The organism is Paractinoplanes polyasparticus, assembly GCF_019710575.1.
Classification (GTDB): Bacteria; Actinomycetota; Actinomycetes; order Mycobacteriales; family Micromonosporaceae; genus Actinoplanes; species Actinoplanes polyasparticus.
Genome location: NZ_JAHWFK010000030.1, coordinates 64,887 through 90,920, shown reverse-complemented (window position 1 = coordinate 90,920; position 26,034 = coordinate 64,887). Strand labels below are relative to the sequence as shown.

Genomic DNA, 26,034 nt, shown 5'->3' with positions numbered 1-26,034 from the left:
CGCGGCGCGAGTTGAGCAACCGGGCACAATCGGTGAGTGCTCCTCGAGTTCATCCGCGGCAACACGACCGCCGCCCCCGTCCCGTTCGTGCCCGAGATCACCCTCTACCAGGCCGACGAGCCCATCGCGCTGTGGGAGAAGACCGAGGAGGCGGGCCCGGCCCAGCCGCCCCCGTTCTGGGCCTTCGCCTGGGCCGGCGGCCAGGCCCTGGCGCGTCACGTGCTCGACCACCCCGACCTGGTCGCGGGCCGCTCGGTGCTCGACCTGGCTACCGGCTCGGGTCTGGTCGCCGTGGCCGCGGCCCGGGCCGGCGCGACCCCCGTCACGGCCAACGACATCGACCCGTACTCGCTGGCTGCCGCCTCGGCGAACGCGATCGCCAACGACGTCCCGGTCCGGCTGCTCGAGGCCGACATCCTCGACGGCGACGACCCGTACGGCGTGATCCTGGCCGGCGACGTCTTCTACAGCCGCGAGATGGCGGCCCGGGTGCTGCCCTTCCTGCGCCGCGCAGCCGGTCGGGGCTCGCTCGTGCTGGTCGGCGACCCCGGCCGCGCCTATCTGCCGAGCGAAGGGCTGGTCGAGCGGGCCACCTACGACATCCCGGTCCCGGTCAGCCTGGAAAGCGTCGACACCCGGCGTACGAAGGTCTGGCAGTTGACCGCGAGATAGCGTCAGAGGCACTTCTCGAGGAGCGTGCGCAGGCCGAACCCGTCCTCGATCGTGTCGTCCGGCGGCGGGCCGGTCGGTTCCTCCGCCGTACGCGGGGAAGGCATGAGAATCGCCCGGGCGACCCCGGCCCGGCGGGCGCAGACGATGTCGCGCCGCGGGGTGTCGCCGACGAACCAGCAGTCCTGCGGGGGCAGGGCCAGCTCGTCGGTGGCGTTCCAGATCATCTGCGGATTGGGTTTCCGGACGCCGGCCTCGTCGCTGTAGATCTGGACGGCGAAGAAGTGGCCGATGCCGGCCTTGTCGAGGAAGTCGCGGTGGGCCGCACCGGACAGCGTGTTCGACACCACGGCCAGCGCGACACCGGCGTCGGCCGCCGCCTCCAGCGCCGAGGGGATCCCGGGCCGCAGTGCCCAGTTGTCCCGCCAGGCCCATTCGTAGCTCAGCTTGCGCACCGCCCCGCGCACCGGCACCCGAGCCGCCGGGGGCCACCCGGGCAGGATGAACCGCTCCCACACCTCGCCCTGGGCCAGCTCGTCCGGCCAGTCCTCGTCGCGCCAGGCGGCGTAGGCGGACGCGCCCGCGGTGAGCGAGCGCTGGATCTCGCCCGGCGTCAGCACCCCGTTGACCAGGTTGAAGATGCGCAGCACGAGACCGGGCGGGGCCGTGCGCCGCGGTGGCGCGTCGGCCAGCACGCCGCCGAAGTCGAGCAGGATCGCCGCGGGCCGCATGTCAGCGGGTGGTGCCCAGGGTCCAGGCGCGCACACCGCCGACGATGCCCGCCGTGTTCGGCACCACGACCACATCGTCGCCCATGCGGGCGAGCTGCGTGGCCGTGATGAGCCGGGAGTTGCCGCCGCCGAGATACAGCCTGTCCCACAGGAACACCGGTCGCAGCCCCTCGACGACGTTGCGCACCCGGCGCGACCAGAGGGCGTCGCCGAGGCGGCGGCGCTCGTGCTCGCCGATGTACGTGTCGTACGACATGCCCCACCGCACCGGCGCCTGCGACATCTCGAGGTGCGGGGCCAGCGCGCCGCCGTCGAACAGGGCGCAGCCCAGCCCCGTGCCCAGCGTCAGCACGAGTTCGCAGCCGGTGCCGGCCACCACGCCGGCCCCGTGCACCTCGGCGTCGTTGAGCACGAGCGTGGGCCGGCCGAACGCGTCCTCCAGGGCCGTCCGCGCGTCGAAGCCGAACCACGCCTCCTGCAGCTCGGGATCGATCCTAGTGCGCGGGCCGCTGCGGGTGATGTAGTGCGGGGTCGCCACGACGACACCGTGCCGCAGCATGCCGGGCATGCCCACGGTGACCCGGTCGTGCGCGGGCAACCGCTCGCCGAGCTGCGTCAACGTCTTGACGAAGAGATCGGGTGGCAGGGGGTACGGGGTGGGAACGCGCAGCGGCTGGGCCCGCATGGTCCCCGCCTCGTCGAGCACGGAACCCTTGATGCCGCCGCCGCCGCAGTCGATCGTCAGGGTGAAAGCCACGCCGCCAGTTTGCATGGAGTACACCTCCTCGCACAGCAATTGTGACCCGGTATCGTCGCTGCGGTGTCCAGGGCCGTCCGGGTGAGCACCCGCAACGCGAGTTTCCAGCAGTGGCAGTCGCTGCTGACCAACCGCAACAAGCGCCACCGAGCCGGTGAGTTCCTGGTCCATGGCGTACGACCGATCTCGCTCGCCGTCGACCACGGCTGGGAGATTCGCGACCTGATCTATCCCGACCGCCAGTCGCTGTCGGCCTGGGCGCGCGGCATCCTGGAGCGCAGCGGCGCCCGCCCGGTGGCCATGTCGCCCGAGCTTGTCGCCGAGCTCGCCGACAAGGAATCGGCCGAGCTCATCGCCGTGGTCGGCCTGACCGAGGCCCCGGCGCTGCCCACCACCGACGACCCGCATCTGCTGGTCGTCGTGTTCGACCGGCCCAGCACCCCCGGCAACATCGGCACGCTGATCCGCTCGGCCGACGCGTTCGGCGCGGCCGCGGTGGTCGTCACCGGACACGCCGCCGACCCGTACGACCCCCGGTCGGTCCGGGCCAGCACGGGCTCGATCTTCGCGCTGCCGGTGATCCAGGCCGACGGTCCCGACGACGTCCTGCCCTGGGCCGCGCGGACGGGCGTGCAACTGGTCGGCACCGACGAACACGGCGCGGTCGACGTGGCCGATCACGACCTGACCGGCCCGACCGCGCTGCTGATCGGCAACGAGGCGGCCGGCCTGAGCGCGGCTTGGAAGGCCGCGGCCGACATCCTGGTCCGCATCCCCATCACCGGCGCGGCCAGCTCGCTGAACGCGGCTACCGCGGCCACGGTCGTGCTCTACGAGACCAACCGCCAGCGCGCGCGAGGCTGACAGCGCGCTGCTCCCCCCACCGCCTCGGGAGCGCGCTGCTCCCACCGCCTCGGAAGCGCGCTGCTCTCGGAAGCGGGCTCCTCAGAAGCGGGCGAACGAGCGGATCGGCATGCGGGGGCCGAACTTGGGTGCGCCGATGCCGCCGTGGGCCAGCAGGTCGCAGACGCGGGCACGATGGCCGCGGAACGGCTCGAGCAGCTCCAGCATCCGCGCGTCGGTGCCGCGGGCCTCGCCGGCCAGCGCCCACGCGACCGTGTTGGGAATGTGGAAGTCGCCCACGCTGACGGCGTCGGCATCGCCGTACGCGACCCGGACCACCTCGGCGGCGGTCCACACGCCGATGCCGGGCAGGGCCATCAGACGCCGCGTGGCCTCGGCGGAATCAGCGCAGTCCTCGAGCCGGGCCGCGACCGCGGCGACGCGTTGCAGAGCCTGCGTGCGTCGCTGTTCCATGCCGTACGGATGGAAGACCCAGTACGGCGTGGCCGCGATCACGGCCGGGTCGGGCGGCAGCATCAGCTCCCGCGGGCCGGGCGCCGGCTCGCTGAGCTTCTGGCAGATCAGCCGGTACGCCCGGTGGGCCTCTTTGCCGGTGACCTTCTGCTCGAGCACCGCGCGCAGGACACTGCGGAAGACCAGGCCGGTGGACGGCATCCGGATGCCCTCGAAGGTGCGGGCCAGTCGCTTGATCAGCGGGTGACCGGCGGCCAGGTCGAGGAAGCCGGTGAGATCGTCACGCAGACCGGCGATGGCGTCGGCACGGTCGAGAATCCACTGCTCGCCGGGCCCGTAGCCGGTTGCCACCAGCTCTCTGCCGTCGCGGGCGAGATGCAGTGTGGCGGGGCCTTCCGGCGTACGGGCGGTGAGCCACAACTCGTCACCGGTGAACACGCCGCACGGGTCGTGCCGGGGCACCAGCAGCGAGCGGACCGAGGCGCCGAAGTGGTAGCGCTCCGGCGTCGTCATCCTGCGGGTCACCGGGCACACTGTGCCACCTCACCGGCCGATTGCCCACTCACGGTGCGTGAACAGGCCGATGGCCCTGACCGCGCTCCCGGTCAGGGCCATCGGAGGGGACGTCCGGACACCCGAGTTGGTCCGGAACGTCCGAGGAGCTGCCACTGTTGTCGTCCGTCAGGGGGAAGGGCGACCGCCCGGAGAGCGATGGGGGGTCCCTTCCGGGAACGGGGCCATGTCGGTGACCCCGTCCCGTCCGGGTTCGCCTCCGGGTATCAGCGGCGAGGCTCCTGGATCAGCGGCGTCCGCCGCGGACGGTGATGCGAACCGTGTCGAAGGCCGGCGTCTGGTTGGCGCGGACCATCATCGGGATGCGGTGCGAGCCGTCACCGGCCCACGAGGCGCACTGCGCGGTGCCGGCGTTCGGCAGACCCGGGACCTGGATGTTGACCGAGTCGGGGGTCGCGCCACCGCGGCTGTCCTCGGTCGCCACGAAGAACGCGGGGACCGGGTCGGACGCCGGGGCCTCGTTGGTGTTGGCCAGCATCCGGCACGCGGTGTGGAAGTGACCGCGGACCAGGCCGTTGGCCAGGACCGAGCTCTCCACGTAGTAGCCACCCTGGCCGGCCGCGAGGAACCGGTCACGGATCAGGTTGCGGGTGCTGACGGTCAGCGTGAACGGGGTGTTCGGGTTGACCACGCGCGGAGCCCGGGTGATCAGCAGCGTCGGGTTGGCGTTGGCCTCACCGACCTCACCGAACTCGGTCGAGACGCAGCGGCTGCCTTCCTGGAAGCCGTTGTGCGGGGTCAGGTCGCTGGTGTCACAGCTGTTGGTCAGCACGCCCAGCCCGGCGCCCGGAGGCGGGGTGGTCTGCTCCTCGGACGGCTCGGGGTCGGGCTGGTTCTCGCCGCCGTTGCCCTGCTCGCCGTTGCCCTGGCCTTCTTCGCCCTGGCCCTGCTCGCCGTTGCCCTGGCCCTCTTCGCCCTGGCCCTGCTCGCCGTTGCCCTGGCCCTCTTCGCCCTGGCCCTGCTCGCCGTTGCCCTGCTCGCCGCCGTTGTTGCCCTCTTCGCCGTTACCCTCGCCGGCGCCGGCGCTCGGGTCGGTGCTCGGGTCCTCGACCGGGTCGGCCGCCGGGGCGGTGGTCGCGGCCTCGGTCGGCGGGGTGGTCTGGTTGCCACCGTTGTTGCCGACGTTGTTCATCACCCACGTGCGGCAGCGCGTCCGCAGCGTCTGGGTCGACACCGTCTCACCGGCGCCGTCGTCCGGGTGCTGGGTCACCTTGCCGTTGTTGGTGGTGTAGGTGCCCTTGCGCGTCTCAGTCGAGAGCTTGGCGCGCTGAGGAGCCTGGATGTCGTCGCACGCCGCCAGCGCCTTGCGCTGAGTGCGGTCGGTGCTCGCGTTGGAGACCTGGGTGACGGTCACGATGCCGCCGAAGGCCACCAGCGTGGCAGCCACCGCGATGATGCGGCGCTTACCGGTGAACCAGTTGTTGCTCCTGGATGCGCGCCGGTACTTGGACCTTCGCATGGGGTGACACCTTTCTCTTACGCGAGGGGACGTGGCTGGGGCTACCGCGCCCGGAAAATGCGCATTGACGTGATGACGCCGGCCACGAGCGCGGCGGCGAGAACAAGCAGGATCACGGTGGTGCTGACGCCCGGAATGCCACCGTTGCTGCTGGCAGCCGCGAGCATCTGCCCGTCCACCGGAACCGGACCGCTGCCGGGGTTCGCGGGGGCGGGAGCTGTGGGGAGCGATCCGTAGTCGACGATGTTGCTCGACTCCAGCAGCGTCATGTGCGTCATGACGAACTGGTTCGTCTCCTGGGCCAGTTTGCGCACCGAGTCGTTGCGCGTCGTGGCCCGAATGGTGGCGATGGCCGGGAAGATCTTGCCGTGCGCGGCCCGCAGACGGTCGATGAAGATCTGGTCGAACGTCGTGGAGTTCGCGTCCCGCATCTCCTGCAGCCAGAACTGCTGGTCGCTGTTCGGCTTGGCCGGCAGGTCGATGTTGAGCTTCTTGGCCGTCGTGCGGTCCAGGTTGTCAAGGACCACGTGCTGCTCGGCGATCGACTTGCCGATCTTCACGATCCGCGGGTCGTTCGACTTCTCCTGGGCCATGTTGCCGGCCGGGATCTCCCAGAGACCGGCCAGCCGCACCTTGATAACGAAGTCCTTGTCCGCGTCACTGACCGCACCGAAGCCCTTGTTGGGCAGGCCGTTCGACGACGGGACCGGGATCGGTCCACTGTCGCCGGGAGCAGCCTGCGCGGGGGCGACGGGCGCGACGAGCAACGTCAGAACCGCCGCGGAAATGCCCACCAACCAACGCGTCGAGCGGCGCGTAAAGCGAGCGGTAAGCATTTTCTCTCAACCTCCGGATCAGCGAATTCTTAAAGGACTTTTAAGTCAGTAGCTGTAGTCACTGCCCGTGCCGCCGGCGTCACCGGATTCGGCATCGGAATCGCCTTCGGAATCCTTGGCGGGCGGGGCGACCGGCTTGGACACCTTGGGCAGACAGGTCAGGTTCTTGGCGCCGTCGGGCTGAATGACGAACCAGGTGCCGCTGACGTTCTGGCCCTTCCAGTTGCCGGGCTTCTTGTCACCGATGTAGCGGTAGAGCGGCCATCCCTTGAGCGTCAGCTGCTTGCTGCCGTCGGCCCGGGTCACCGTGCCGACGAGCTCGGAGTCGACACCCTTGAGGGTCGGCTTGCCGTCGTTGGTCATGGCGGGCGGCCAGATCTCGGCGCATTTGCCGACGCAGTTCGTCTTGGCCGGGTTGTTGCCGTCCTTGTCGAAGCGGTAGAGCACGAAGCCCTCGTCGTCCACGACAACCTTGCCCATCCGGGCCACCTTGGTGCCGGTCAGCTTGGAAGTCACCTCTTCCGCGCTGAGCTCGGGAGCGGCGTCGGCGGCGGCCGGCGGGGCCGTGGCCTCGGGGTCGGACGGAGCGCCGGTAGCGGCCGGGTCAGCCGGGTCAGCAGTCGCGCCGGCCGTGGCGGCAACGTTGTCCGAGGCGGGCTCGGCGGCGTTGCCGTAGTCGGCTGAGTTGTATCCCTGCGGGGCGCAGCCGGTCACTGCGAACGCCGCGGCGATTGCGGCGCCGACGACCATCAACTTTCGCTTCTCCGGTAGCACTTGCCCTCCAAGGTGTTTCTTCAACTGGCGTTTCCGGGCTGTAGTACGAGGGCCGGGTCGCGGCGGTTGAAGAAAGTTCCCATCAATTTCCGAGTTTTTCCCGGCGGGCCACCGGACCTGCTTCTCTAAGACAAAACAAAGGATCCCGGCCGATCGGCCGGGATCCTTTATCAGTACAGGGACGGTTACGGAACGCGAACCAGTGTCTCGCCGGCGCCGGTGGCGGTCACCTCTTGCACCTGGATGTGCGCGATGTTGTCGCGCGGGGTCGAGGTGATCGCCTGAAGCAGCAGCGGCTCCGGGTTGGCGGCGGTGCCCCAGCCCCGGTCGCCGACCTTCCACGAGACCAGCGGCTCGCTCGTGCCGTCGGTGTGCACGGCGACCAGCCGGCAGACCTTGGGCCCGGTGATGTTGGAGATGGCGAACTGGATCTGCGTGCCCCAGTCCTTCTTCTCCAGGCCCACCGTGGCCGCCACGCCCGTACGCGGGTCGGTGCCGGTCAGCGACTCACCGGCCAGCGCAGTGCCGCCGAGGCCCGTTCCACCGCCCGTGACGGGCAGCGGGTCGAGCTGGGTGCTGTCGCGCTGAGCCGTGTTCGTCGACGCCGGGTCGGCCTTGTCGCCGAGCACCGAGCCGCCGACGAAGAACGCGCCGATCGACAGCATCGCGAAGATCACCACGGCCGCGGCCAGCGAGTAGAGCCGCCGGCTGTTGGCCCGGTGGCGCTCGCGGGAGGCCTCGCCGATCACCTTCTGGAGCATGAAGCCGTCGCGCCGGGTCTCCTCGGCGGCGATCACCGCGTTGGCGTCGACGTCGGCCAGCAGATCGGCCACCTCGACGAACGACTCGAGCTCGTACGCGCACCTCGGGCACTCGATCAGATGGTCCTCGAACTGCGTGGCGTCGCGTTCGTCGAGCACGCCCAAGGCGTACGACGCAACATCGAAGTGGTCTTCCTGGGTCATTCGGTCACCCCCCGCTGCTGCAACGCCGTCCGCAACGCACGCAGAGCGTAATACACCCGTGACTTGGCGGTGCCCAACGGAAGGTTGAGCTTCTCCGCCGCCTCCGGCACCGTGCGGCCCCGGAAGTACGTCTCGATGAGGATCTCGCGGTGCGACTGGCTGAGCTCGCGCAGTGCGTCGGAGACCGTCATCGACTGCAGAACGCGGTCGGTTTCATCGGACTGGCTGGGGAAGCTCTCGAGCTCGCGGTCGTAGGTCTCGGCCGGCCGGGCGCTCGCGCTGCGGTGGTCGTCGATCGCGATACGCCGCGCGACGGTCACCAGCCAGGGCCGCAGTGACTGCTGCCCCTGAGCGCCGAGCCGGTGCGCATTGCGCCAGGCCCGGAGCAACGTCTCCTGCACGATGTCTTCCGCGCGCTGCCGGTCACCGCCGGTCAGTCGCAGCACGAACATCAGGAGCGGTCCCGCATGCTCTTCATAGAGCATCTTGACCAGAGTGTCCTCGTGAGTCGCCCCCGCCGGGGTCGCGGCCTCATGCCGCGGCGCCTGCCGGGGGATCACCGAACCACCATCGCCCGCACTACGGCCTCCGTCGAGTGACTGCCACCGTCCACCGGGATGCTGCTGTGTCATCAGGCGCACCCCACCTGGCGCCAGCCGATGTTCGGCCACCGCATGCATCGATACCTCCACCCGGCGTTTTCCCCGTCGCCTGAGATACGGCTGGGGACAGCCCTCGGGATCAACGCGGACGGGAAAATTTCGGGGAGCGGTCTCAAACGATCCTCCGCGGTCGTGTGTGGGGGGGTCACGAGGCGCATCGGCAGCGATTCAAATTCATCGATCTGCACCGATATGACTGCCAGGGCAGCCGAATAATACTCAGCCACACGCGCCCCATGAAATACGCAGCTGAGCAGGACTGACGCACTGGGGGTGCGGCGTTACCGGAAAGTAGGCAAGCCCGGACGCAGCGTCCCCGTCCCACCAGGTGGGAGCGCTCCCAGTAGGATCCGGCCATGCGTCTTGCCCGTTCGGAGGATGTCTGACCGTCATCCGGCCTCTTCGCGTGATCCGCGTCCCAACCGCCCGGAAAAGAGCCATCTGTCGGATCTGGCGCACTACTCAGGCAGTTTCCAATAGCGGCGCCCCGCCGCCTCCGCCACTCACGGCCCGTCACGGTCCAACTTCAGACGGCAATCACTGCACCCGGCCTCTAGTGGCGCGCCGCCGCCTCCGCCCGCTCACGGGCGCCACGATCCAACTCCAGAAGGCATCCCTGCGCCCGGCCCCGCCGCGCCTCGCAACTCCACGTGCGGGACCTTGCGGCGTCCGGGCCCACCGCGTCCTGCCCTGCCATGCTTGCCGCGCCCGGGCCTACCCGGCCTGCCGTGCCTTCCATGCGGAGTTCCGCGCTGAGCGCTAACTGCTGCGCCGGCTCATCGTGCGACGGCGGCCGGCCGCCCGGATCACCCGGACGTCGGCCCCGGCACGTGCACGACCGCCTATCGGTAGGCACTCAGTCAGCGCAGAAGGGCGCGGCACCCCGGCCGAGCGTTGATTCCGCGCTCTGGTCGGCCGCGGCCTCAGGCTTTGCGGAGCAGCAGGTAACCCTGCGGACATCCCTCGGTCCCCTCCGGCGGGCGGCCGCCCTGGAACGTCACCTCAAAGCCGGCACCGGCGGCGAGATCCAACATCTGCTGGGTGGACAACCAGTACGAGTCGAACTCCACCCCGAGACCAGCCGACCGCCCGGCGCGCCGATGCTGCCCGCCACCGTCCTTGAACGCGGTCACCAGGTAGCCGCCCGGCCGGAGGACCCGCGCGAGCTCGGCGAACGCGACCGTGCGGTCCGGCGGCGCCAGAAAGATCAGCGAGTACCAGCAGACCACTCCGGCCAGCGAGGCGGTCGACAGCGGCAAGGCGCGCAGGTCAGCCACCTCGAACGAGAACGCCGGGTGATCACGACGGGCGACCTCGACCATGCCGGGCGAGAGGTCGACGCCGCGGGGAGAGAGGCCGCGCGAGGCCAGATACGGTTCGAGCCGACCGGTCCCGCACCCGATGTCGCCCACTTCGGCGCCCAGCCCCGCGGCCAGGGTCAGCTCGCTGAACAGGTCGAGCACCGCGCGCTCGATCGGCATCGACTCCAGCAGACCGGTCAGGCGTTCCGCGTACCAGTCGGCGAGCACGTCGTGCGCTCGGCGCAGTTCTTCGGTCGAGGCGTCCACGGTCGGCAGGCTATCGGCTGACCCTGATCGCGGTGGTGGCAAGGGTGGTGAAGCGCATGGCGAAGCTGCCGCCAAGAGCGTCGACGGCGGCGCTGGTAGCCGAGCTGAGCGCCGCCACCTCATCGGGCGGCAGCGTCGTGAGCAGGCCCTGAGCAGGCAGTTGATCGAGCCACTCAGCTCGCGTGTAGACCCGCTCCCACTCGAACGACCACCGCTCGAACTCGGCAAAAGCGCCGGTCGCCCGGATGGCGTCGTCCGCTTTGTCCAGGAAGACCGTATAGCCCTGCACAGCCGTGACCGGCCCACTCGCAACCGGCCCGCTCCCGACCTGCGCAGTCACAACCTGCCCGGCCGCAACTGGCCCGCCCGCAGCCTGCCCAGCCGTAGCCTGCCCAGCCGCAACTGGCCCGCCCGCAGCCTGCCCAGCCGCAGCCTGCCCCTCCCCTAACTGCCCAGCCGCAGCCTGCCCCTCCCCTAACTGCCCAGCCGCAGCTTGCCCGGCCGCGACTTGGGTGCTCGGGGCGGCCGGACCGGGGGCCCGGGGCTCGCCGCCGGAGTCGTCCCGTTGCCGGCCGACGCCCGGTAGGCGGCGGCCAGCCTGCTGCCGGGCAGCAAGCGCTCGTAGATGTCGGCGAACGCCGCGGTCGCCGCGGGTGAGGGCTGGCCCGCGTTCCAGAACAGCGCCAACCGCCCGCCCGGCCGTAGCACCGACGCCGCCTTGGCCGCGCCGGCTACCGGGTCGACCCAGTGCCATGTCTGGCCCGCGACCACGGCGTCGAAGGTGCGGCCGCGGGGATCCCACTGCTCGAACGTCGCCACCTCGACCTCGAAGCCGCCGTCGCGGGCGAAGGCGGCCATCCGCGGGTCCGGTTCGACGCCGGTGACGTGGGAGCCGGTCGCGCGGAGCTGGCGGGCGACGATGCCGGTACCGATGCCCACGTCGAGGACTCGGGGGGCAGCCAGCCGGGCGATCAGCTCGCCGGGATAGCTGGGGCGGGTGCGGTCGTAGCGCGGAGCGTCCACGCCGAACGACTCCGCCGCACGGCGGTCGCGGAAGGCCTCGGCCTCTGAAGTGGGCATGCGCCCACTCTAGTGGGCATGCGCCCACTGGTCGATGTGCGAGGCTGAGAAGGTGCCGACCGGAGTGGCGCTGCGCGACGTACGCCAGCAACTGTTCGATGCGGCCCAGCGCGTCCTGCTGTCGGACGGGCCGAGCGCTCTGACCAGCCGCGCGGTCACCACCGAGGCCGGCTGCGCCAAAGGTGTGCTGCACCGGCATTTCGCCGACTTCGACGACTTCCTCGCCGAGCTGGTGCGCCGCCGCATCGCGGGATTCGAGGCGTGGGGCGCCACCATGTGCGAGACGGCCGGTTCGGGCCCGGTCGACGAGAACATCGCCGACGCGCTGACCTTCGTGTTCGATCCGGTGGGCCGGGGACTCGTCGCGCTCATCCTGTCGCGCGACGATCTACGCGCCCGTCTGCGAAACACGAGTCGGCGAACAGAGGCCCACCAGGGCGAAGCAACACGAAGTAGGGACCTGCGAGATCCGGGCTTGCCAACCGCAGCCTTGCCGGCTGGAAATCAGCCACCTGGAAGCCTCCGAGGCGCGGGCCAGCCCCCTGAAGGCCAACGAGCTGCGCGCCTGCCAACTCGAGGCCGGCCAGGTGGGGTCCTGCGCACTGCGGGCCTGCCGCTGCTGGATGAGGCGAGCGCAGTTCTCGCCACCTACTTGACCGCCGAGCAGGCCCAGCACCGGGTGCCCGCGGACGCCGACATCGACGCCTTGGCGCTCACCCTGGTCGGCGCGGCACACCTGGCATTCGCCAGCGGCTGGGCAGCAGCCCGAGCCGACGCGGAAACGATCAGCCAAGCCGGCGGAGACGAACCGCCGCCCATCCGCCGCCTGGTGGCGTCGATCCTGCGCTGACTCCGGGCTCGGCACGCGAACCGCGCCGAGGGCAGGAACCAGTTGACGTGTGACCGCGCGGTGTCCAGGGTCAGCGCGCAGAGCAGCACCCGCGAACCGCCCAACAGACCACGCACAGGAACTAGTTGACGCGCGACCGCGCGGTGGCCAGGGTCAGCGCGCGGTGCAGCACCCGGGAATCGCCCAGCAGGCCGCGCAGCCGCCGCTCGAGTCCGGCGATCGGCACGAGGTTCTGCGGCGCCCGCGGATCCTTGTAGGCCGATGACGCGAAGCGCGGCAGCGTCGCGCCCGAGATGTCGGCCAGCTCGATCGCCTCCTCGGGTGGGAGATCGGGCGAGCACTCGATCCGCACGATGCCCGACCACGGCGCCCCGGACCCGCCGGGCAGGCGCAGATACCAGGACCAGCCGCCCCACACCGTGCCCAGATGGAAGACCGGCGTGCGCTGGCCGGGCTTCAACGACGTCACCACCGTGGTCAGCGCGGCCGGCAGGTACTGCTTCTGCTGCGTCTTGACGTAGCCGATCGTGCGCGGCAGCTGCCGCCGGTTGCGCAGGGGCCCGTCGACCACGAGCAGGTCGCGGCCGTCGGAGCTCGTGTCGCGGGCCGTGGCCGAGATGTCGATCTCGAGCGCGGTCAGCGGGCCCTGCACGGCGGCGGGCAGCTTGCTGGCCTCCCCGGCGCCGTGGATGCGGTGCACCTCGTAGCGCACCGAACCGGCCTGCACGTCCCCGGCCGACGGGCTCGCCGTGAACAACCCCCGGCCGACCCGCGCGCCCACCAGCTCGGCTGCGCCCCGGGCCAGGTCGCATCGGACCACCCCGGCGGCGTACGAGGCGGCCAGCCCGGCGTACGACGTGCCGTCCTCTTCCGCCGTCCACAGCCCCGCGTCGTTGCGCCGCACGCCGTCGACCAGGAAGACCACGTCGGGGCAGCGCACCGACGACGAGACGTCGATCGGCGCCCACTCGGCCGCCGGCACCTCGACATCGGTGTCGACCTGGGCGCTGCTGGCCGAGGCCGGGCCGTCCCCGCTCTCGGAGCCGCCCTCGAACGACGAGCCGTAGGACGGGTCCCACGCGTCCACGAACATCCTGGTCAAAGGCCCACCCTCGCCACGTGCGCTGTCCGCGCGTCCTTGTGCACCTCGAACCGCACCGGCACCCGCTCGGCCAGCGCGTTGACATGGGTGACCACGCCGACCATGCGGTCACCCCGCGCGGCCAGGTTCTCCAAGGTCGCCGCGACCACGTCCAGCGTGGCCGCGTCGAGCGTGCCGAAGCCCTCGTCGAGCACGATCGACTCGAGGCTGGCGGCCGTGGTCGACATGCCGGCCAGCTGCTCCGAGAGGGCCAGCGCCAGGGCCAGCGAGGCCTGGAAGGTCTCGCCGCCCGAGAGCGTGCGCACCCCGCGCCGCAGCCCGGCGTCGTGGTGGTCGATCACGAAGAACTCGCCCTTGTCGTGGATCAGGTCGTACTGGCCGCCGGTCAGCTCGCGCAGGATCCGCGACGCGCCGTCGACGAGCAGGTCGAGCGCCTCCTCCAGCAGCCAGCGCTCGAAGTTGTTGGCCCGCAGGTGCCCGGCCAGCGACTTGGCCACCCGCATCTCGCGTTGCAGCGTCATCCGTTGCTCGGCGAGCTCGTGGGCCTGCGCGCGGCGGTCGACCAGCCGTTGCAGGGCCGCCTCGGAGCGTTCGGCGGTGATCGCGGCCGCGCGGATGAGCGAGGACTCGTCGGAGGCCGGCACGGCCACGCCGGCCGCTGTGAAGAGAGCCGCGATCTCTTGCAGCGCGGCAACGGTGGTGCGGTGGGCCGAGGCGACCGTGCCCTCGGCCTCGTCGCGGGCGGCGGCGCGCTCGGCGGCCAGGCCGACGGCCCACTCGACGAGCAGGGCCCAGGCGCCGGCCAGGTCGTCGCGGTCGGCCGGCGGCGGCGAGAAGCGCGCGACCTGGTCGCGTACGGTGTCGAACTCACGCCAGGCCGAGCGCTGCCTGTCCTCGGCGGCGATCACCGCGGCTTGGGCCTGCCGGTTGGCTGAGCGTGCCGTCCGCACGGCCGCGCCCGCCTGGTCGAGCTGCTTCTGGAACCGGTCGATCTCGGCGAGCTGCCGGCGCAACGCCTCGACGCCGGGCGACTCGGCCACCGCGGCCCGCGCCTCGGCCAGCCGCGTCAGGTGGTGTTCGTGCTGGGCTCGCTTGCGTTCGAGGTTGCTCTCGAGCTTGCGGGCGACCGCGTCCCGCTGCTGCCACGCCTTCTCGGCGATCTCGGCCGCCGCCCGCGCGGCCTTGCCACTGGTCTCGGCGGCCCGAACGGCGGATTCCTCGGGCACCGGCGGCACGGTGGTCACAGTCTGCTCGCACACCGGGCAGTGATCGCCGGCGGTCAGATGCGCGCGCAGGGCGGCCGCCCGGTCGATCCGCTGCGCCTCGGTGTAGTCGAGGCGGGCCTGCTCGAGCAGCTGGGTGGCGCCCAAGTGGGCGCTGTGGGCAATCTCGGCCGAGGCCGCGGCGTCCTTGTGCTCCACTTCGGCCACGGACACCTCGCCCGCGAACCAGTCGGCCTGCCCGACCAGTTTCTCGAGCTCGGCGTGCCGGTCGAGCATGAGGCTGAGCGACCCGGCGTCACCGGCCGCGGCGAGCTCCCCACGGAGCTTCTCTTCCTTTTCCTCCGCTGCGCGGACCTCGTCCGCGGTCTGAGCGGCGGTCGCCCTCGCGGCGGCGGTCACGCCGGCGGTTTCCACGCTTCCCGCGGGCGTACGCACTGAGGAGAGCAGCCGCACCTCGGCATCCAGCGCGTCCCGCGCCGAAGCGGCTTGCGCCTCGGCCGCCCGCTTGGCCCGCAGCCCGGGAACGGCCGCCTCGACGGCGACGGTCAGTTCCCGCATGCGGGCGACGTGCTGCTCGGCCGCCCCGACGGCCTCGTCGGTGGCGTCGGCCAGGGCGGCCAGGTTCTGGTCGACCACGGCCAGCTTGCCCTCGGCCGTCTGTGCCCGGCCACTGGCCCGGGTCTGCACCTCTTCGTAGACGTGCAGGCCGAGCAGGTTGACCAGAATTTGCTGACGGGTGGCCGGCTTGGCGTGCAGGAAGTCGGCGAACTGGCCCTGGGGCAGGACGACGCAGCTGGTGAACTGCTCGAACGGCAGCCCGACGGCGTCGAGCACGGCCTGGTCCATCTCGGCCGGGGTGCCCGCCAGCACCTCGCCCAGGTCCTCGAGGTCCATGCCGGTGTCGAGCTTCGACACGTCGAAGCCGGGCGGCATGAGCTGAAGGCCGGCGCCGGCGGTCTTGACGTTGCCGCGGCCGTCACGCCGGACGACGCGGGTGGCCACGTAGCGGTCGCCGGCCGATTCGAAGACGAGCCGCACCCGCGCCTCGGTGGCCGAGGGGGCGAGCGCGTTGCCGATGCCGCGGCTGCCGCCCCACCGCGGGACGGTGCCGTACAGCGCGAACGTGATGGCGTCGAGAACCGTCGACTTGCCCGAGCCGGTCGGCCCGACCAGCGCGAAGTAGTCGGCGTCGGTGAAGTCGACACTCGTCTCGTCCCGGAAGACGGTGAACCCCGCCATATCCAGCCGAATCGGCCTCATGACCCCGCTCCGCTTCGCTCCGAGCCAGAGCTCACGGTGCTCACCTCGTCGTACAGCTCGTCGAAGAGTTCGCGGACGCCGTCGTCGGCGTTGTCGCGACTGTCCAGGTAGTCGCCGAAGAGTTCCCGCGGCGACCGACCGGCCCGCTGTGCCATGCGCTCCCCCGCCCGGTCGGGCATCATCTCGGGGTCGATCCGCACCTCGAGGGCGTTGGGCAGCAGCTCCTGCACGTCCTCGCGGAGGCCGACCCGCGGCTTCTCGCGTACGAGGACACGGAGCCAGGCGTCCGGAAGGTTCACCGTCGCCAGTTGTTCGAGGGTGCCGCGGACCGTACGCAGCGCGATCGCCCCGGTGATCGGCACGTCGCGCACCCGGGCCGCCTTGTCGACCGCCACGTCGACGATCGCCACCGAGGAGATGTTCTCCTCCTCGCCGAAGTCGACCGCGAGCGGGCTGCCGCTGTAGCGGGTCGGGCAGGGCGAGATCACCTGCTGGGCCCGGTGCAGATGACCCAGCGCTACGTAGTGGGCGTTGCGCGGGAAGACCGTGGCCGGCACGGCGTACCCCATGATCGTGTGTGCCTCGCGCTCGCCGCCGCCGGCCGAGGCGCCGACGATCGTCAGGTGGGCGGTGAGCAGGTTGATCACGCCGGGCTGGTCGAACTTGTCGCTGAGCCGCTCGATCAGCCGCGCGATGTGGTCGGCGTAGGTCTGGCTGGCCTCGGCCGCGGTCAGCTCGTACATCTCGGCGGCCCGGATCGCGTACCGCTGGGAGAGGAACGGCAGGGTGACGAGCTGCCACTTCTCGCCGCCGGCGGTCTCGCCGGTGATCAGCAACTCATCGGCCTTGTCGCGCACGGCGCCGCGCAGCACGATGCCGGCCGCCTCGGCCCACGGGCGCAGCGCGTCGAGCGCGGGCCCGTTGTCGTGGTTGCCGCCGATCGCAACCACCTGCGCGCCGGTGTTGCGCAGCGCGGTCAGCGCCCGGGTGACCACCTTGGTCGCGTCGGCCGTCGGCGCAGCGGTGTCGTAGAGGTCACCGGCGATGATCACCAGGTCGGGCCGCTCGGCCCGGGCGATCTCGACCACCTGGGCCAGCACGCGAATGTGCTCGTCGTGCCGGCCGCGGCCCTTGAGGACCTTGCCGACGTGCCAGTCGGACGTGTGCAGGATGCGCATCGGGAGAACCTTAGAACGGGATGTCGTCGTCGGACGAACCGCCGCGGCTGCCTACGACGGCGAACGGATCGGCGCCCTGGACGATCGACTTCATCGTCTCGGCGGGCGGTGGGCCGGACTCGGACTTGCGGGTGGCCCAGGCCGGGAACGGGAACTCGACGCAGAGCGGGACCGGGATGTCGGGCTGGTTGACGAACATCGTGCCGGGGCGGGCCAGCAGGGCGCGCTGCCGCATGGCCGGGGGCAGGAAGCCGTATTCGGGCCGGGCCGCCTCGGCCGGGTCGAGCCGGCCGACCACGCGGATCGCCGAGTTGGTCACGATGCGCCGCTCGACCTCGCTGGCGGTCTGCTGGGCGCCGATCAGGATGACCCCGAGCGACCGCCCCCGCTCGGCGATGTCGAGCAGCACCTCCTTGATCGGGGAGCTGCCCTCGCGCGGGGCGTACTTGTTCAGCTCGTCGAGCACGACGAACAGCAGCGGGCGGCCGGTGCCGGCCTTCTCCTTCTCCTCGAACTCGGTCTTGAGCGTCACACCGACCACGAACCGCTGGGCCCGGTCGGGCAGGTTGTGCAGGTCGACCACCGTGACCTGGGCCGACTCGGCCGTCTTGATCTGGTGGGGGCGGCGCTGGGCGAGGTCGCCGCGGATAAGCCGGGCCAGGTCGCGTTTGCTGCCGATGAGGCGGCGGGCGAACGCGTTGACCGTGCCCATGTTGACCGCGGAGCCGGCCCAGGTCGACCTCGTCTCGTCGTCGGTGAGCTGCTCGACGATGTGGTCGACCAGATCGCCGTACGAGCCGATCCGCTTGCCGTCGATGCTGATGCCGCCCTCGGCGGGCACGGCGTAGCGGTTGAGGTGGGCGGTCACCGAGTGGACGACCATCGTGTACTGCTGGCGCTCGTCGTCGGCGTCGGCGAACACGTAGGGCAGCAGGCGCAGCGAGCAGAATTCCTCGAGCGTCCAGTAGAACGAGTCGACGCCGGTGAGCCGGCTGCTCACGTCGGGCGCGCCGGACGAGTCGCCCGCTCGGGGCGGGGCATAGACCCGTACGTCGGAAAAGGGCGTCGCCGGCAGCTCGAGCAGCTTGTAGTTGGCCCGGGTGGCCTCGTCGAGCTTCGTGTTGGGGTGGTCGAGGAAGAGCAGGTCCTCACCCTTGACGTTGAAGATCAGCGCACGGGCGTTGGCGCCGTCGGCCCCGAGCTGGCCGGAGCGGAACACCGAGTAGAGCAGGAACGTCGCGAAGCTGGTCTTGGTGGCGACCCCGGAGATGCCGGAGATCGACACGTGCGCGCCGCGGGTGCCGTCGAGGAAGTCGGCGTTGAGGTAGACGGGCACGCCGTCGCGGCCGGTGCCCATCGGGATGCGCCTGTCCATCCGGTCGAAGTGCAGCGCGGCGTCGCGGGCCTCGCCGGTCGCCCGGTGCACGACCGCACCGGGCGAGGGCGGGACGTACAGCTCGGGGTCGACCCGGGTGGTGGTGATCTCGGCCGCCTCCTGCACCACGGCCGGCAGTGTGCCCTCGGCGATGGCGAAGACGTCGGAGTCGAACTGGGCGCCCTCGTGGCGCGCCCGCACCTGGGTGACCACGCCGGCGATCGTCACCGGTTCGCGGTCCGGCAGGTCACGCTTGGTCACCACGACGTCGTCGAGTTGCAAGTAGCTGCCTTCGGACACAGCCGTCCAGAACTGGAGCGGCGTGGCATCGGCAGTTCCCAGCACCCGCCCGACGGGGGAAATTTCGTCAGACACGCCGATCATGTTGCACCAGGGGTACGACAGAACTCGCATCCGCCAGGGGTTGGCACGAGTTGTCCACAACTTCTAGTGCTCATACACAGAGTTATCCACAAGATCTTGGTTCGATGGTGGAGGCGCGCCCATCAATGAACCGATGTGAGCCGATCGGCCAATAGCGGGGTGACAGCGATTCCACCGGACGCGAGAGGCACCGCATGAGACCCACGGCCACCCGGGCCGAGCTCACCGACGGCGACCTGATCAGGCTTTCGACCACCGAGCCGGAGAGCTTCGGCCCGATCTTCGACCGGCACGCCGCCACCATCCACCGCTACCTGGCCCGGCGCGTGGGGCGCACACTCGCCGACGATCTCACCGCCGAGACCTTCCTCACGGCCTTCAAGAGCCGGTCCGCGTACGACCTGAGCCGGCCCGACGCCCTCCCCTGGCTCTACGGCATAGCGGCCAACCTGCTGCGCGGCCATCAGCGCACCGAGATCCGGCAATACCGCGCGCTCGCCCGCACCGGGCTCGACCCCGCGCTGGCCGGCCCCGAGGACACGGTGCCGGCCCAGGTCACCGCGGCCGAGCACGTCAAGGCCCTGGCCGGCGTCCTCGCCCGCCTCAACGTGGGCGAACGCGAGGTGCTGACGCTGGTCAGCCAGGCCCAGCTCAGCTATCCCGAGGTGGCTCGCGCCCTGGACATCCCGGTCGGCACCGTCCGCTCCCGCCTGCACAGCGCCCGCAAGCGCCTCCGAGCCGCCCTGCACGGCTTCCCCGAACTCGACCTCACGAACGGGAACGACCATGAATGACCTGGACCTGATGGAGAAATTCCGCAGCGACGTGCCACCGCCCACGGCAGCCGTGCTCACGGGCGCCCGGGCGCGCATGTTCCGCGCCGAACCGCGGAAAGCCAGGAAGCGGTGGGTGTGGAGCCTGATCCCCGCCACCGCCGTCGGCGTGGTCACGGCCGCCGTCGCCTTCACCGTCGTGGGCGTGAACCCGGAGCAGCCGGAGCAGCGGGAGCAACAGTCCTCGACCGAGGCCGCCCAGGTGCTGCGTCTGGCCGCGGCCGAGGCCCGCCGCGAACCGGTCCAACCGGCTCGTCCCGACCAGTTCGTCTACGTCGAGTCGCTGGTGGCCTGGGGCGGCGCCGAGGCCTCGGCGAGCGGCGACATGAAGGACGCGAAATACATCCCGCCGGTCGAGAAGAACCGCCGCATCTGGCTGTCCGCCGACGGCACCCGCGACGGCCTGCTGCGCGAGCGGGCGACGGACCCGAAGGATGCCACCGATCCCACCCACTCGGTCCACGAGAACGTGCCGCTCCCCGCCCAGGGCACACCGATCCCGGCCTACCTGCGGAATCTGCCGACCGACGCGAAGGGCATGCGCGAGTGGCTGTACGCCGGCGCCGAGACCGGGAAGGAGGGCGGCAACCCGCCCGACGTGACGGCGTTCGTCAAGGTCGGCGACACCCTGCGCGAACAGTACGTGCCGCCCGCCTCGGCCGCGGCCATGTTCGAGGCGGCCGCCACCATCCCCGGCACCACCGTGGTCAAACAGGTCGACCTGGCCGGGCGGCGCGGCGTCGCGGTCTCCAAGGTGCACCACGCCACCCGGCACGACCTGATCTTCGACGCGACCAGCTACCGGTTCCTCGGCGAGCGGGAAGTCGCGCAGAACGACGCGGCGCCCTTCCCGGCCGGGGCCGTGATCGGGTGGACCGCGCAGCTGAAGGTGGCGGTTGTCGACCGGGCCGGTCAGCTGCCCTGACGGGCGTACCGCAGGAAGAGCATGTTCTCGAGCGTGAGCACGTGACGCAGGGACATCGGCCGCGGCTCGGCGGCGGCTCCGGACGAGATGCGACCGGGGCCGCCGCCGACCAGCAGCGGTGAGACCGTCAGGCACAGCTCGTCGACCAGATCCGCGTCGAGCAGGGTGCCGAACAGGTGCGGGCCGCCCTCGCAGAGCAGCTGGGTCGCGCCGCGCGCGTTCAGCTCCCGGACCGCAGCGGCGCAATCCACTGTGTCGTCACCGACGGCGATCACGTCGGCGATGTCGGCCAGGGCGGAGGGGTCGGCCCGGGTCGTCGTCACGACGATCGGGCGGACCGGCGCGTCCGAGAAGATCAGCTGGTCCGGGTCGAGATTCAGGGACCCCGAGACGATCACCATGAGCGGGAACTCGGGCAGGCCGTGCGCGATCCGCCACTGCCGGGCGGCGGGGGTCAGCCGTAGCGCGTCGTAGTTCTCGGCCCGTACGGTGCCGGAGGCGACGATCAGGGCGTCGCAGACCATCCGCAGCGAGTCGAAGATCTCTTTGTCGCCGGGCCCGTGCAGCCCGCCGGACAGCCCGCCGACCGTTACGGCCCCGTCGGCGCTGGCGATGAAGTTGACGCGCAGCGTCGGCGACGGGTTGCGCGGATACAGCTCGACCAGTTCGCCGGCCGACGACGGCCATGCGGGGAAGCTGGTCACGGGCCCGGCGGCCCGGTCACCGGCGGGGTCGGCTTGCTCGCGCGATGCTGGCAGTCGCACCACGAACCGCCGCGGCAGTCGTCGTGCCGTCGCTCCTGGCAGGCCTTGCAGATCACCCGTCGACCCTACCGCCCGTCGTGCCCCGGTCAGGTGACATGAACGGTACGAACGGCGGGTACAAATGCCCGGTGACCTGGTGTGACCCTCGGCATAGCCGAATCACATGATGTGCCGGACACGGCGCCGCAACCGGGGCGAAACGCCGAATTGGCAGGCTGTACGCCTCAGGGGACAGCCTCGCTGTGCCCCTCACAGGCGGGAGGAGTTGCATGTTGCTGCGGGTCCGAGTCACTCTGCCCGATCGCCCCGGCGCCCTCGGTCAGGTGGCTCGCACGCTGGGCGTCGCCGGGGCCGACATCGTGCAGGTGGTCGTGCTGGAACGCCTGGGCGGCCGCGCCGTCGACGATTTCACCGTCGTGTGGCCGGGCGCCTCCCGCGTCGAACGGCTGCTGGCCGGTCTCGCCGCCATCCCCGGCGTGCAGGTGGACGGCGTCTGGAAGGCGATCGGCGCCCCCGTCTCCGGCGGCCACGACGCCGAGCTGCTGGCCCAGGTGGCTGCCAACCCGGCCGACGGCCTGGCCACGCTGGTCGACGCCGTGCCCGGGCTGCTCGCCGCCGACTGGGCAGCCGCCGCGACCGTGCCGGCCGACTGGGCCGCGCGGGCCGACGCTCCCCGCACGCTGCCCTCCGATCCGACCGTGGCCTACGCGAGCTGGCGTGCCCCCGGCCCCCTGCAGCTGCCCGAGATCACCCCGCTGCGGGCCCGGCCGCTGACCGGCGCCGACGGCACCCGTTTCGCGATCGCCCCGTTCGGCCGGGCCGGCCTGGTGCTGGTGGTCGCCCGCTCCGACGCCGACGACCTGCCCGCGGCCGCCTTCCACGTCACCGAGGTCGACCGGGTGGCACAGCTGATCCGCGCGGCCGCCGTGATCCTCGGCGACCGGCTCGACGCGGTCGCCGTGCCGTCCGCGCTGTGACTCGACTCTCGCGGAAATCCCAGCTCAAGCAATGTCCGGTTAACAGCGGCGGAGGAGAATTGGGGACGGTAAAGCTGACGTGACTCGCCGAAAGGGGTGCCCTCCATGGCGCTGTGGCGGATCCGGGCAACGGTTGACGACCGACCGGGATACCTCTCCGTTCTGACCGCAAGCCTCGCCCTGCGGTCGGTGAACATCCTCGCCGTCCAGGTGCACACGACCGAGGCCGGCGCCGTCGACGACTTCCTCGTCGACGCGCCCGAAACGATGACCGAGTCCGAGCTGCTGGCCTCGGTGGCCAAGGGCCGCGGCCGCGACGCGTTCGTGGCCCGGGCCGAGGCGCAGGGCCTGGTCGACCAGCCGACCCGGGCCCTCGCGCTGGCCGGCCGGCTGGTCCACGAGTCCGACACGCTGGCCGAGGCGCTGGTCGCCCTGCTCGACGCGACCGAGGTGCGCTGGCGGCCCGATCCGCTGCTCGCGCGCCCCGGCTACGAGGCCACGCGGATGATCCTGGCCGACCCGGCCGGCGGCTCGTTCGAGGTGCTGCGCGCGGCCCCGGCGTTCACCCCGGCCGAATACGCGCGGGCGCAAGCCCTGGTCGAGCTGTCCGGCGCGATGCTGCGCCGGCAGGAAGGGCAGACAACGCTGCTGCTGCCCGACGGCGCCGAGCTCACGCTGCGCGCCGCCACGATCGACGACCTCGACGCCGTACGCGATCTGCACGCCCGCAGTTCGGCCGCCTCGCTGCAGCGGCGCTACCTGAGCGGTGCGCCCACCGACGCGCGGCTGGTCCAGCTGCTCGAGCCGCCGGGCCACGGACGCACCCTGCTGGCCCTGGCCGGCGACCGCGTGGTGGCCATGGGCAATCTGCTCGCCGAGGGCGACCTGGGCGAGGTCGCCATGCTGGTCGACGACGACTGGCAGCGCCGCGGCATCGGCACCGCCCTGTTGCGGCGCCTCTACGCGTACGCCGAGCAGGGCAATTTCGCCGCCCTCATCGCGCACACCGCGGCCGACAACGTGGCCATGCTGCGCACGCTGCGCCGCCTCGGCGGCGGGGCGGCCGACCGTGACGGCACGCTGGTCAGCGTGACCCTGCCGATCGCGGGCCACCGCGCGGGCAAAGAGACTCCTGCCGCCTTCGGGTGACGGGTGAGAGAGGTGGCGGCGGTCTCCGGGCCGCCGCCGCCAAGGGTTCTTTCTAAGCCGTACGCGTGCCGTGCTCGACGCAGGTGGCTTTCCAACCCGTCGGCACGACCTGCACCTTCATGCGCCGGCGACAGTCCGGGCAGAAGCGCGGCGGCTCGAGCGCCCGGGCTTCGGCGCACGCGCTGTGCGCGCCTTCCGCGGCCGGTTCGCCGCATCGGTCACAGAACATCAGATGGTCGCCGAGAGCGCCTTGACCGGCATCTTCAGGTCTTGCAGCAGCTCGAGGTCGGCCGTGGCCGGGCGGCCCAGCGTCGTCAGGTAGTTGCCCACGATCACCGCGTTGATGCCGCCCAGCAGCCCGTCGCGGGTGCCCAGGTCACCCAGGGTGATCTCGCGGCCGCCCGCGAAGCGCAGGATCGTGCGCGGCATGGCGAGCCGGAACGCGGCGATGGCGCGCAGCGCGTCCTTGCCCTCGACCACCGGCTGATCGCCCAGCGGCGTACCCGGCCGGGGGTTGAGGAAGTTCATCGGCACCTCGTGCGGGTCGAGCTGGGCCAGCTGGGCCGCGAACTCGGCCCGCTGCGCCAACGACTCGCCCAGGCCCAGGATGCCGCCGCAGCAGACCTCCATGCCCGACTCGCGCACCATCTTGAGCGTGCTCCAGCGCTCTTCCCAGGTGTGGGTGGTCACCACGTTGGGGAAGTGCGACTGACAGGTCTCGAGGTTGTGGTTGTAGCGGTGCACGCCCATCTCGACCAGGTCGTCGACCTGTTCCTGGCTGAGCATGCCGAGGCTGGCCGCGACCTGGATGTCGACCTCGGCCCGGATCGCCTTGACGCCCTCGCGCATCTGGTCCATCAGGCGCTGGTCGGGCCCGCGCACGGCGGCCACGATGCAGAACTCGGTCGCCCCGGTCGCCGCGGTCTGCTTAGCCGCCTCGACCAGCGAGGGGATGTCGAGCCAGACCGAGCGCACCGGCGACGCGAACAGGCCCGACTGGGAGCAGAAGTGGCAGTCCTCGGGGCAGCCGCCGGTCTTCAGCGAGACGATGCCCTCGACCTCGACCTCGGGGCCGCACCACTTCATGCGCACGTCGTGGGCGAGCTGGAGCAGCGCGGGAAGATCGTCGTCCGGCGACCGCAGCACCTCGAGGATCTGCGCCTCGTCGAGGCCGATACCGTCGTTGAGCACCTGGGCTGTGGCCCGGTCGAGGATCTCTGACATGCCCGTACCGTAACAAGCTTCGAGCCGTTCGAGGGCGGTGGGCGGGGGGAGCTTCCGCGGCGGCGAAGCTGTCGGTGGTGGGTGGTAGTTTCCCAGTCTCGCGATCGCCCGGAAGGGTGTTGGAGGGTTGTCTTGGCGGGCTGGTTGGAGGCTCTGGAAGGCCTGGCCGCAAGCCGGTCCAAGGCGGGGCTGACGCGTCGGCTGCGGCCCCGGCCGGCCGGCGACTCCGTCGTCGATCTGGCCGGCAACGACTATCTCGGCCTGGCCACCCATCCCGCGGTGATCGGGGCCGCGGCGAAAACCCTTGCGGCGTACGGCCTGGGCGCCACCGGTTCGCGCCTGGTGCGCGGATCGGCGCTGGTCCACGCGGAACTCGAGGCGGAACTGGTCTCCTGGCTCGGGTCGGCGTCGGCGCTCGTCTTCTCGTCGGGCTACCTGGCCAACCTGGCCGCTGTGCGCAGCCTCACCAGCGTGTGCGACCTGATCGTCTCCGACGCCTACAACCACGCCTCCCTGATCGACGGCTGCAAGATCTCCGGCGTACGCACGGTGGTCGCCCCGCACAACTCGCCGGCCGCCGTGGCCCAGATCCTCGACACCCACCGCCCCGACCGTGCCCTGGTCGTCACCGAGTCGGTGTTCTCCGTCGACGGCGACCTGGCCCCGTTGGCATCCCTCCACGAGGTGACGAACGCCCGCGGCGCCCTGCTCCTGGTCGACGACGCCCACGCGCTGGGCCTGCTCGGCCCGTCCGGCGCCGGCGGCGTGGCCGCAGCCGGCCTGTCCGGCCTGGACGACGTGATCGTCACCGCCACCCTGTCGAAATCACTGGGCGCCGCCGGCGGCGTGGTCGCCGGCCCCGCCGCATTCCGCCGCCACCTGATCGACACCGGCCGCACCTTCATCTACGACACCGCGCTCCCACCGGCCGTCGCCGCCGGCGTCCACGAGGCGTTGCGCATCGCCCGCGCCGCCGACGACCGCCGAGCCCTGCTGCGGGCCCGCGCCGAACTGACGGTCGCCCGCCTCAGCGCCGCCGGCCTGAAAGTCTGCCTGCCCGCCCCGGGCGCCGGCTTGGAGGTTCCCGTTCCCCCTGCCGGCGTGCTGTCGGTGCTGGCTCCCGGCCCGGAGGCGGCCTTGGCCTGGGCCGACGACTGCCGCGACCGCGGCGTGGCGGTGGGTTGCTTCCGCCCGCCGTCCACCCCCGACGGCAGCTCCCGCCTGCGCCTGACCATCAACGCGGGAATCTCCGAGCCCGACTTCGCCCACGCCCTGGATGTCATCGTGGAGTGCGCCCCGTGACCCGCCCCACCCGCCGAGAAGCGGCCTCCCCCGACCTCCACGAGATCCTGGCTCGTCTCCCCCGGGCAACAGCCGTCTTCAGGGCCGGATCCGGATC

The 26,034-nt window shown here is 71.5% G+C and carries 26 protein-coding genes; 8 read left to right on the top strand and 18 right to left on the bottom strand.

Annotated features, from left to right (window positions below):
• Positions 1-36 precede the first annotated feature (36 nt).
• Positions 37-672, top strand: coding sequence for a class I SAM-dependent methyltransferase (locus KXC43_RS26350; protein ID WP_221378835.1), 636 nt, complete (start codon positions 37-39; stop codon positions 670-672).
• Positions 673-674: 2 nt separating this feature from the next.
• Here the strand turns inward: KXC43_RS26350 and KXC43_RS26345 are convergent, their stop codons facing one another.
• Together KXC43_RS26345 and KXC43_RS26340 are read right to left on the bottom strand one after the other, a co-directional pair.
• Positions 675-1,400 carry an HAD family hydrolase gene (locus KXC43_RS26345; RefSeq protein ID WP_221378834.1) on the bottom strand — a complete coding sequence of 242 codons (726 nt, stop codon included), beginning with the start codon at positions 1,398-1,400 and terminating at the stop codon, positions 675-677.
• Between the two features lies 1 nt (position 1,401).
• Complete coding sequence (locus tag KXC43_RS26340) at positions 1,402-2,157, bottom strand: ROK family protein (RefSeq protein WP_221378833.1); 756 nt, start codon at positions 2,155-2,157, stop codon at positions 1,402-1,404.
• A 63-nt stretch (positions 2,158-2,220) separates the two neighbouring features.
• On the opposite strand from KXC43_RS26340, the gene KXC43_RS26335 reads away from it, so the two are divergent.
• Positions 2,221-3,021 (top strand): TrmH family RNA methyltransferase, encoded by an 801-nt coding sequence (locus KXC43_RS26335; protein WP_221378832.1) that lies wholly within the window; start codon positions 2,221-2,223, stop codon positions 3,019-3,021.
• Positions 3,022-3,102: 81 nt separating this feature from the next.
• Here the strand turns inward: KXC43_RS26335 and KXC43_RS26330 are convergent, their stop codons facing one another.
• The 9 genes from KXC43_RS26330 to KXC43_RS26290 all read right to left on the bottom strand — a co-directional run bounded on the left by KXC43_RS26330 (position 3,103) and on the right by KXC43_RS26290 (position 11,391).
• The gene (locus KXC43_RS26330) at positions 3,103-3,987 is read right to left on the bottom strand and encodes a DNA-3-methyladenine glycosylase family protein (RefSeq protein WP_255644882.1); all 885 of its coding nucleotides are present in this window, start codon (positions 3,985-3,987) and stop codon (positions 3,103-3,105) included.
• A 286-nt stretch (positions 3,988-4,273) separates the two neighbouring features.
• Positions 4,274-5,506: a Pecanex-like protein 1 gene (locus KXC43_RS26325; protein WP_221378830.1), complete on the bottom strand. Its 1,233-nt coding sequence runs from the start codon at positions 5,504-5,506 to the stop codon at positions 4,274-4,276.
• A gap of 41 nt (positions 5,507-5,547) precedes the next feature.
• Complete coding sequence (locus KXC43_RS26320) at positions 5,548-6,300, bottom strand: DUF4142 domain-containing protein (protein ID WP_308129261.1); 753 nt, start codon at positions 6,298-6,300, stop codon at positions 5,548-5,550.
• Positions 6,301-6,387: 87 nt separating this feature from the next.
• Complete coding sequence (locus KXC43_RS26315) at positions 6,388-7,092, bottom strand: COG4315 family predicted lipoprotein (RefSeq protein WP_221378828.1); 705 nt, start codon at positions 7,090-7,092, stop codon at positions 6,388-6,390.
• 209 nt (positions 7,093-7,301) lie between these two features.
• Positions 7,302-8,081 (bottom strand): anti-sigma factor family protein, encoded by a 780-nt coding sequence (locus KXC43_RS26310; protein WP_221378827.1) that lies wholly within the window; start codon positions 8,079-8,081, stop codon positions 7,302-7,304.
• Positions 8,078-8,761, bottom strand: a complete 684-nt coding sequence (locus KXC43_RS26305) for a sigma-70 family RNA polymerase sigma factor (protein WP_221378826.1) — start codon at positions 8,759-8,761, stop codon at positions 8,078-8,080. The genes KXC43_RS26310 and KXC43_RS26305 overlap by 4 nt, the downstream gene beginning before the upstream one ends.
• 905 nt (positions 8,762-9,666) lie before the next feature.
• Positions 9,667-10,311: a class I SAM-dependent methyltransferase gene (locus KXC43_RS26300; protein ID WP_221378825.1), complete on the bottom strand. Its 645-nt coding sequence runs from the start codon at positions 10,309-10,311 to the stop codon at positions 9,667-9,669.
• A gap of 10 nt (positions 10,312-10,321) precedes the next feature.
• Positions 10,322-10,600: a hypothetical protein gene (locus KXC43_RS26295; RefSeq protein ID WP_221378824.1), complete on the bottom strand. Its 279-nt coding sequence runs from the start codon at positions 10,598-10,600 to the stop codon at positions 10,322-10,324.
• A 185-nt stretch (positions 10,601-10,785) separates the two neighbouring features.
• Positions 10,786-11,391, bottom strand: a complete 606-nt coding sequence (locus KXC43_RS26290; RefSeq protein ID WP_221378823.1) for a class I SAM-dependent methyltransferase — start codon at positions 11,389-11,391, stop codon at positions 10,786-10,788.
• Positions 11,392-11,455: 64 nt separating this feature from the next.
• On the opposite strand from KXC43_RS26290, the gene KXC43_RS26285 reads away from it, so the two are divergent.
• Positions 11,456-12,241: a TetR/AcrR family transcriptional regulator gene (locus tag KXC43_RS26285; RefSeq protein ID WP_308129260.1), complete on the top strand. Its 786-nt coding sequence runs from the start codon at positions 11,456-11,458 to the stop codon at positions 12,239-12,241.
• A 121-nt stretch (positions 12,242-12,362) separates the two neighbouring features.
• Here the strand turns inward: KXC43_RS26285 and KXC43_RS26280 are convergent, their stop codons facing one another.
• The 4 genes from KXC43_RS26280 to KXC43_RS26265 are packed head-to-tail and all read right to left on the bottom strand — an operon-like array spanning position 12,363 to position 18,763.
• Positions 12,363-13,343, bottom strand: coding sequence for a hypothetical protein (locus KXC43_RS26280; RefSeq protein ID WP_221378821.1), 981 nt, complete (start codon positions 13,341-13,343; stop codon positions 12,363-12,365).
• Positions 13,340-15,826 (bottom strand): AAA family ATPase, encoded by a 2,487-nt coding sequence (locus KXC43_RS26275; RefSeq protein WP_221378820.1) that lies wholly within the window; start codon positions 15,824-15,826, stop codon positions 13,340-13,342. The genes KXC43_RS26280 and KXC43_RS26275 overlap by 4 nt, the downstream gene beginning before the upstream one ends.
• On the bottom strand, positions 15,823-17,004 hold the full coding sequence (locus tag KXC43_RS26270; protein ID WP_221378819.1) for an exonuclease SbcCD subunit D: 1,182 nt from the start codon (positions 17,002-17,004) through the stop codon (positions 15,823-15,825). The genes KXC43_RS26275 and KXC43_RS26270 overlap by 4 nt, the downstream gene beginning before the upstream one ends.
• Before the next feature lie 10 nt (positions 17,005-17,014).
• Complete coding sequence (locus tag KXC43_RS26265; RefSeq protein ID WP_221378818.1) at positions 17,015-18,763, bottom strand: ATP-binding protein; 1,749 nt, start codon at positions 18,761-18,763, stop codon at positions 17,015-17,017.
• A 194-nt stretch (positions 18,764-18,957) separates the two neighbouring features.
• Between KXC43_RS26265 and KXC43_RS26260 the strand changes: the two genes are divergently transcribed.
• Complete coding sequence (locus KXC43_RS26260) at positions 18,958-19,557, top strand: RNA polymerase sigma factor (RefSeq protein WP_221378817.1); 600 nt, start codon at positions 18,958-18,960, stop codon at positions 19,555-19,557.
• Positions 19,550-20,521, top strand: coding sequence for a CU044_5270 family protein (locus tag KXC43_RS26255; RefSeq protein ID WP_221378816.1), 972 nt, complete (start codon positions 19,550-19,552; stop codon positions 20,519-20,521). The genes KXC43_RS26260 and KXC43_RS26255 overlap by 8 nt, the downstream gene beginning before the upstream one ends.
• Here KXC43_RS26255 and KXC43_RS26250 read toward each other — a convergent pair.
• Positions 20,509-21,285, bottom strand: a complete 777-nt coding sequence (locus KXC43_RS26250) for a pyrimidine reductase family protein (RefSeq protein ID WP_438870916.1) — start codon at positions 21,283-21,285, stop codon at positions 20,509-20,511. The two genes, KXC43_RS26255 and KXC43_RS26250, sit on opposite strands and share 13 nt — an antisense overlap.
• 269 nt (positions 21,286-21,554) lie before the next feature.
• On the opposite strand from KXC43_RS26250, the gene KXC43_RS26245 reads away from it, so the two are divergent.
• Together KXC43_RS26245 and KXC43_RS26240 are read left to right on the top strand one after the other, a co-directional pair.
• Positions 21,555-22,262: an ACT domain-containing protein gene (locus KXC43_RS26245; RefSeq protein WP_221378814.1), complete on the top strand. Its 708-nt coding sequence runs from the start codon at positions 21,555-21,557 to the stop codon at positions 22,260-22,262.
• 105 nt (positions 22,263-22,367) lie between these two features.
• Complete coding sequence (locus KXC43_RS26240) at positions 22,368-23,411, top strand: GNAT family N-acetyltransferase (protein ID WP_221378813.1); 1,044 nt, start codon at positions 22,368-22,370, stop codon at positions 23,409-23,411.
• Between the two features lie 52 nt (positions 23,412-23,463).
• On the opposite strand, the gene bsaP is transcribed toward KXC43_RS26240, so the two are convergent.
• On the bottom strand, positions 23,464-23,640 hold the full coding sequence (gene bsaP, locus KXC43_RS53580) for a biotin synthase auxiliary protein BsaP (RefSeq protein WP_438870915.1): 177 nt from the start codon (positions 23,638-23,640) through the stop codon (positions 23,464-23,466).
• A complete protein-coding gene (gene bioB / locus KXC43_RS26235; protein ID WP_221378812.1) occupies positions 23,640-24,635 on the bottom strand; it encodes a biotin synthase BioB in 996 nt (331 codons plus the stop codon). The genes bsaP and bioB overlap by 1 nt, the downstream gene beginning before the upstream one ends.
• 132 nt (positions 24,636-24,767) lie before the next feature.
• Here bioB and KXC43_RS26230 point away from each other — a divergent pair, with 132 nt between their 5' ends.
• The gene (locus KXC43_RS26230; protein ID WP_221378811.1) at positions 24,768-25,937 is read left to right on the top strand and encodes an 8-amino-7-oxononanoate synthase; all 1,170 of its coding nucleotides are present in this window, start codon (positions 24,768-24,770) and stop codon (positions 25,935-25,937) included.
• Positions 25,938-26,034: the final 97 nt, after the last annotated feature.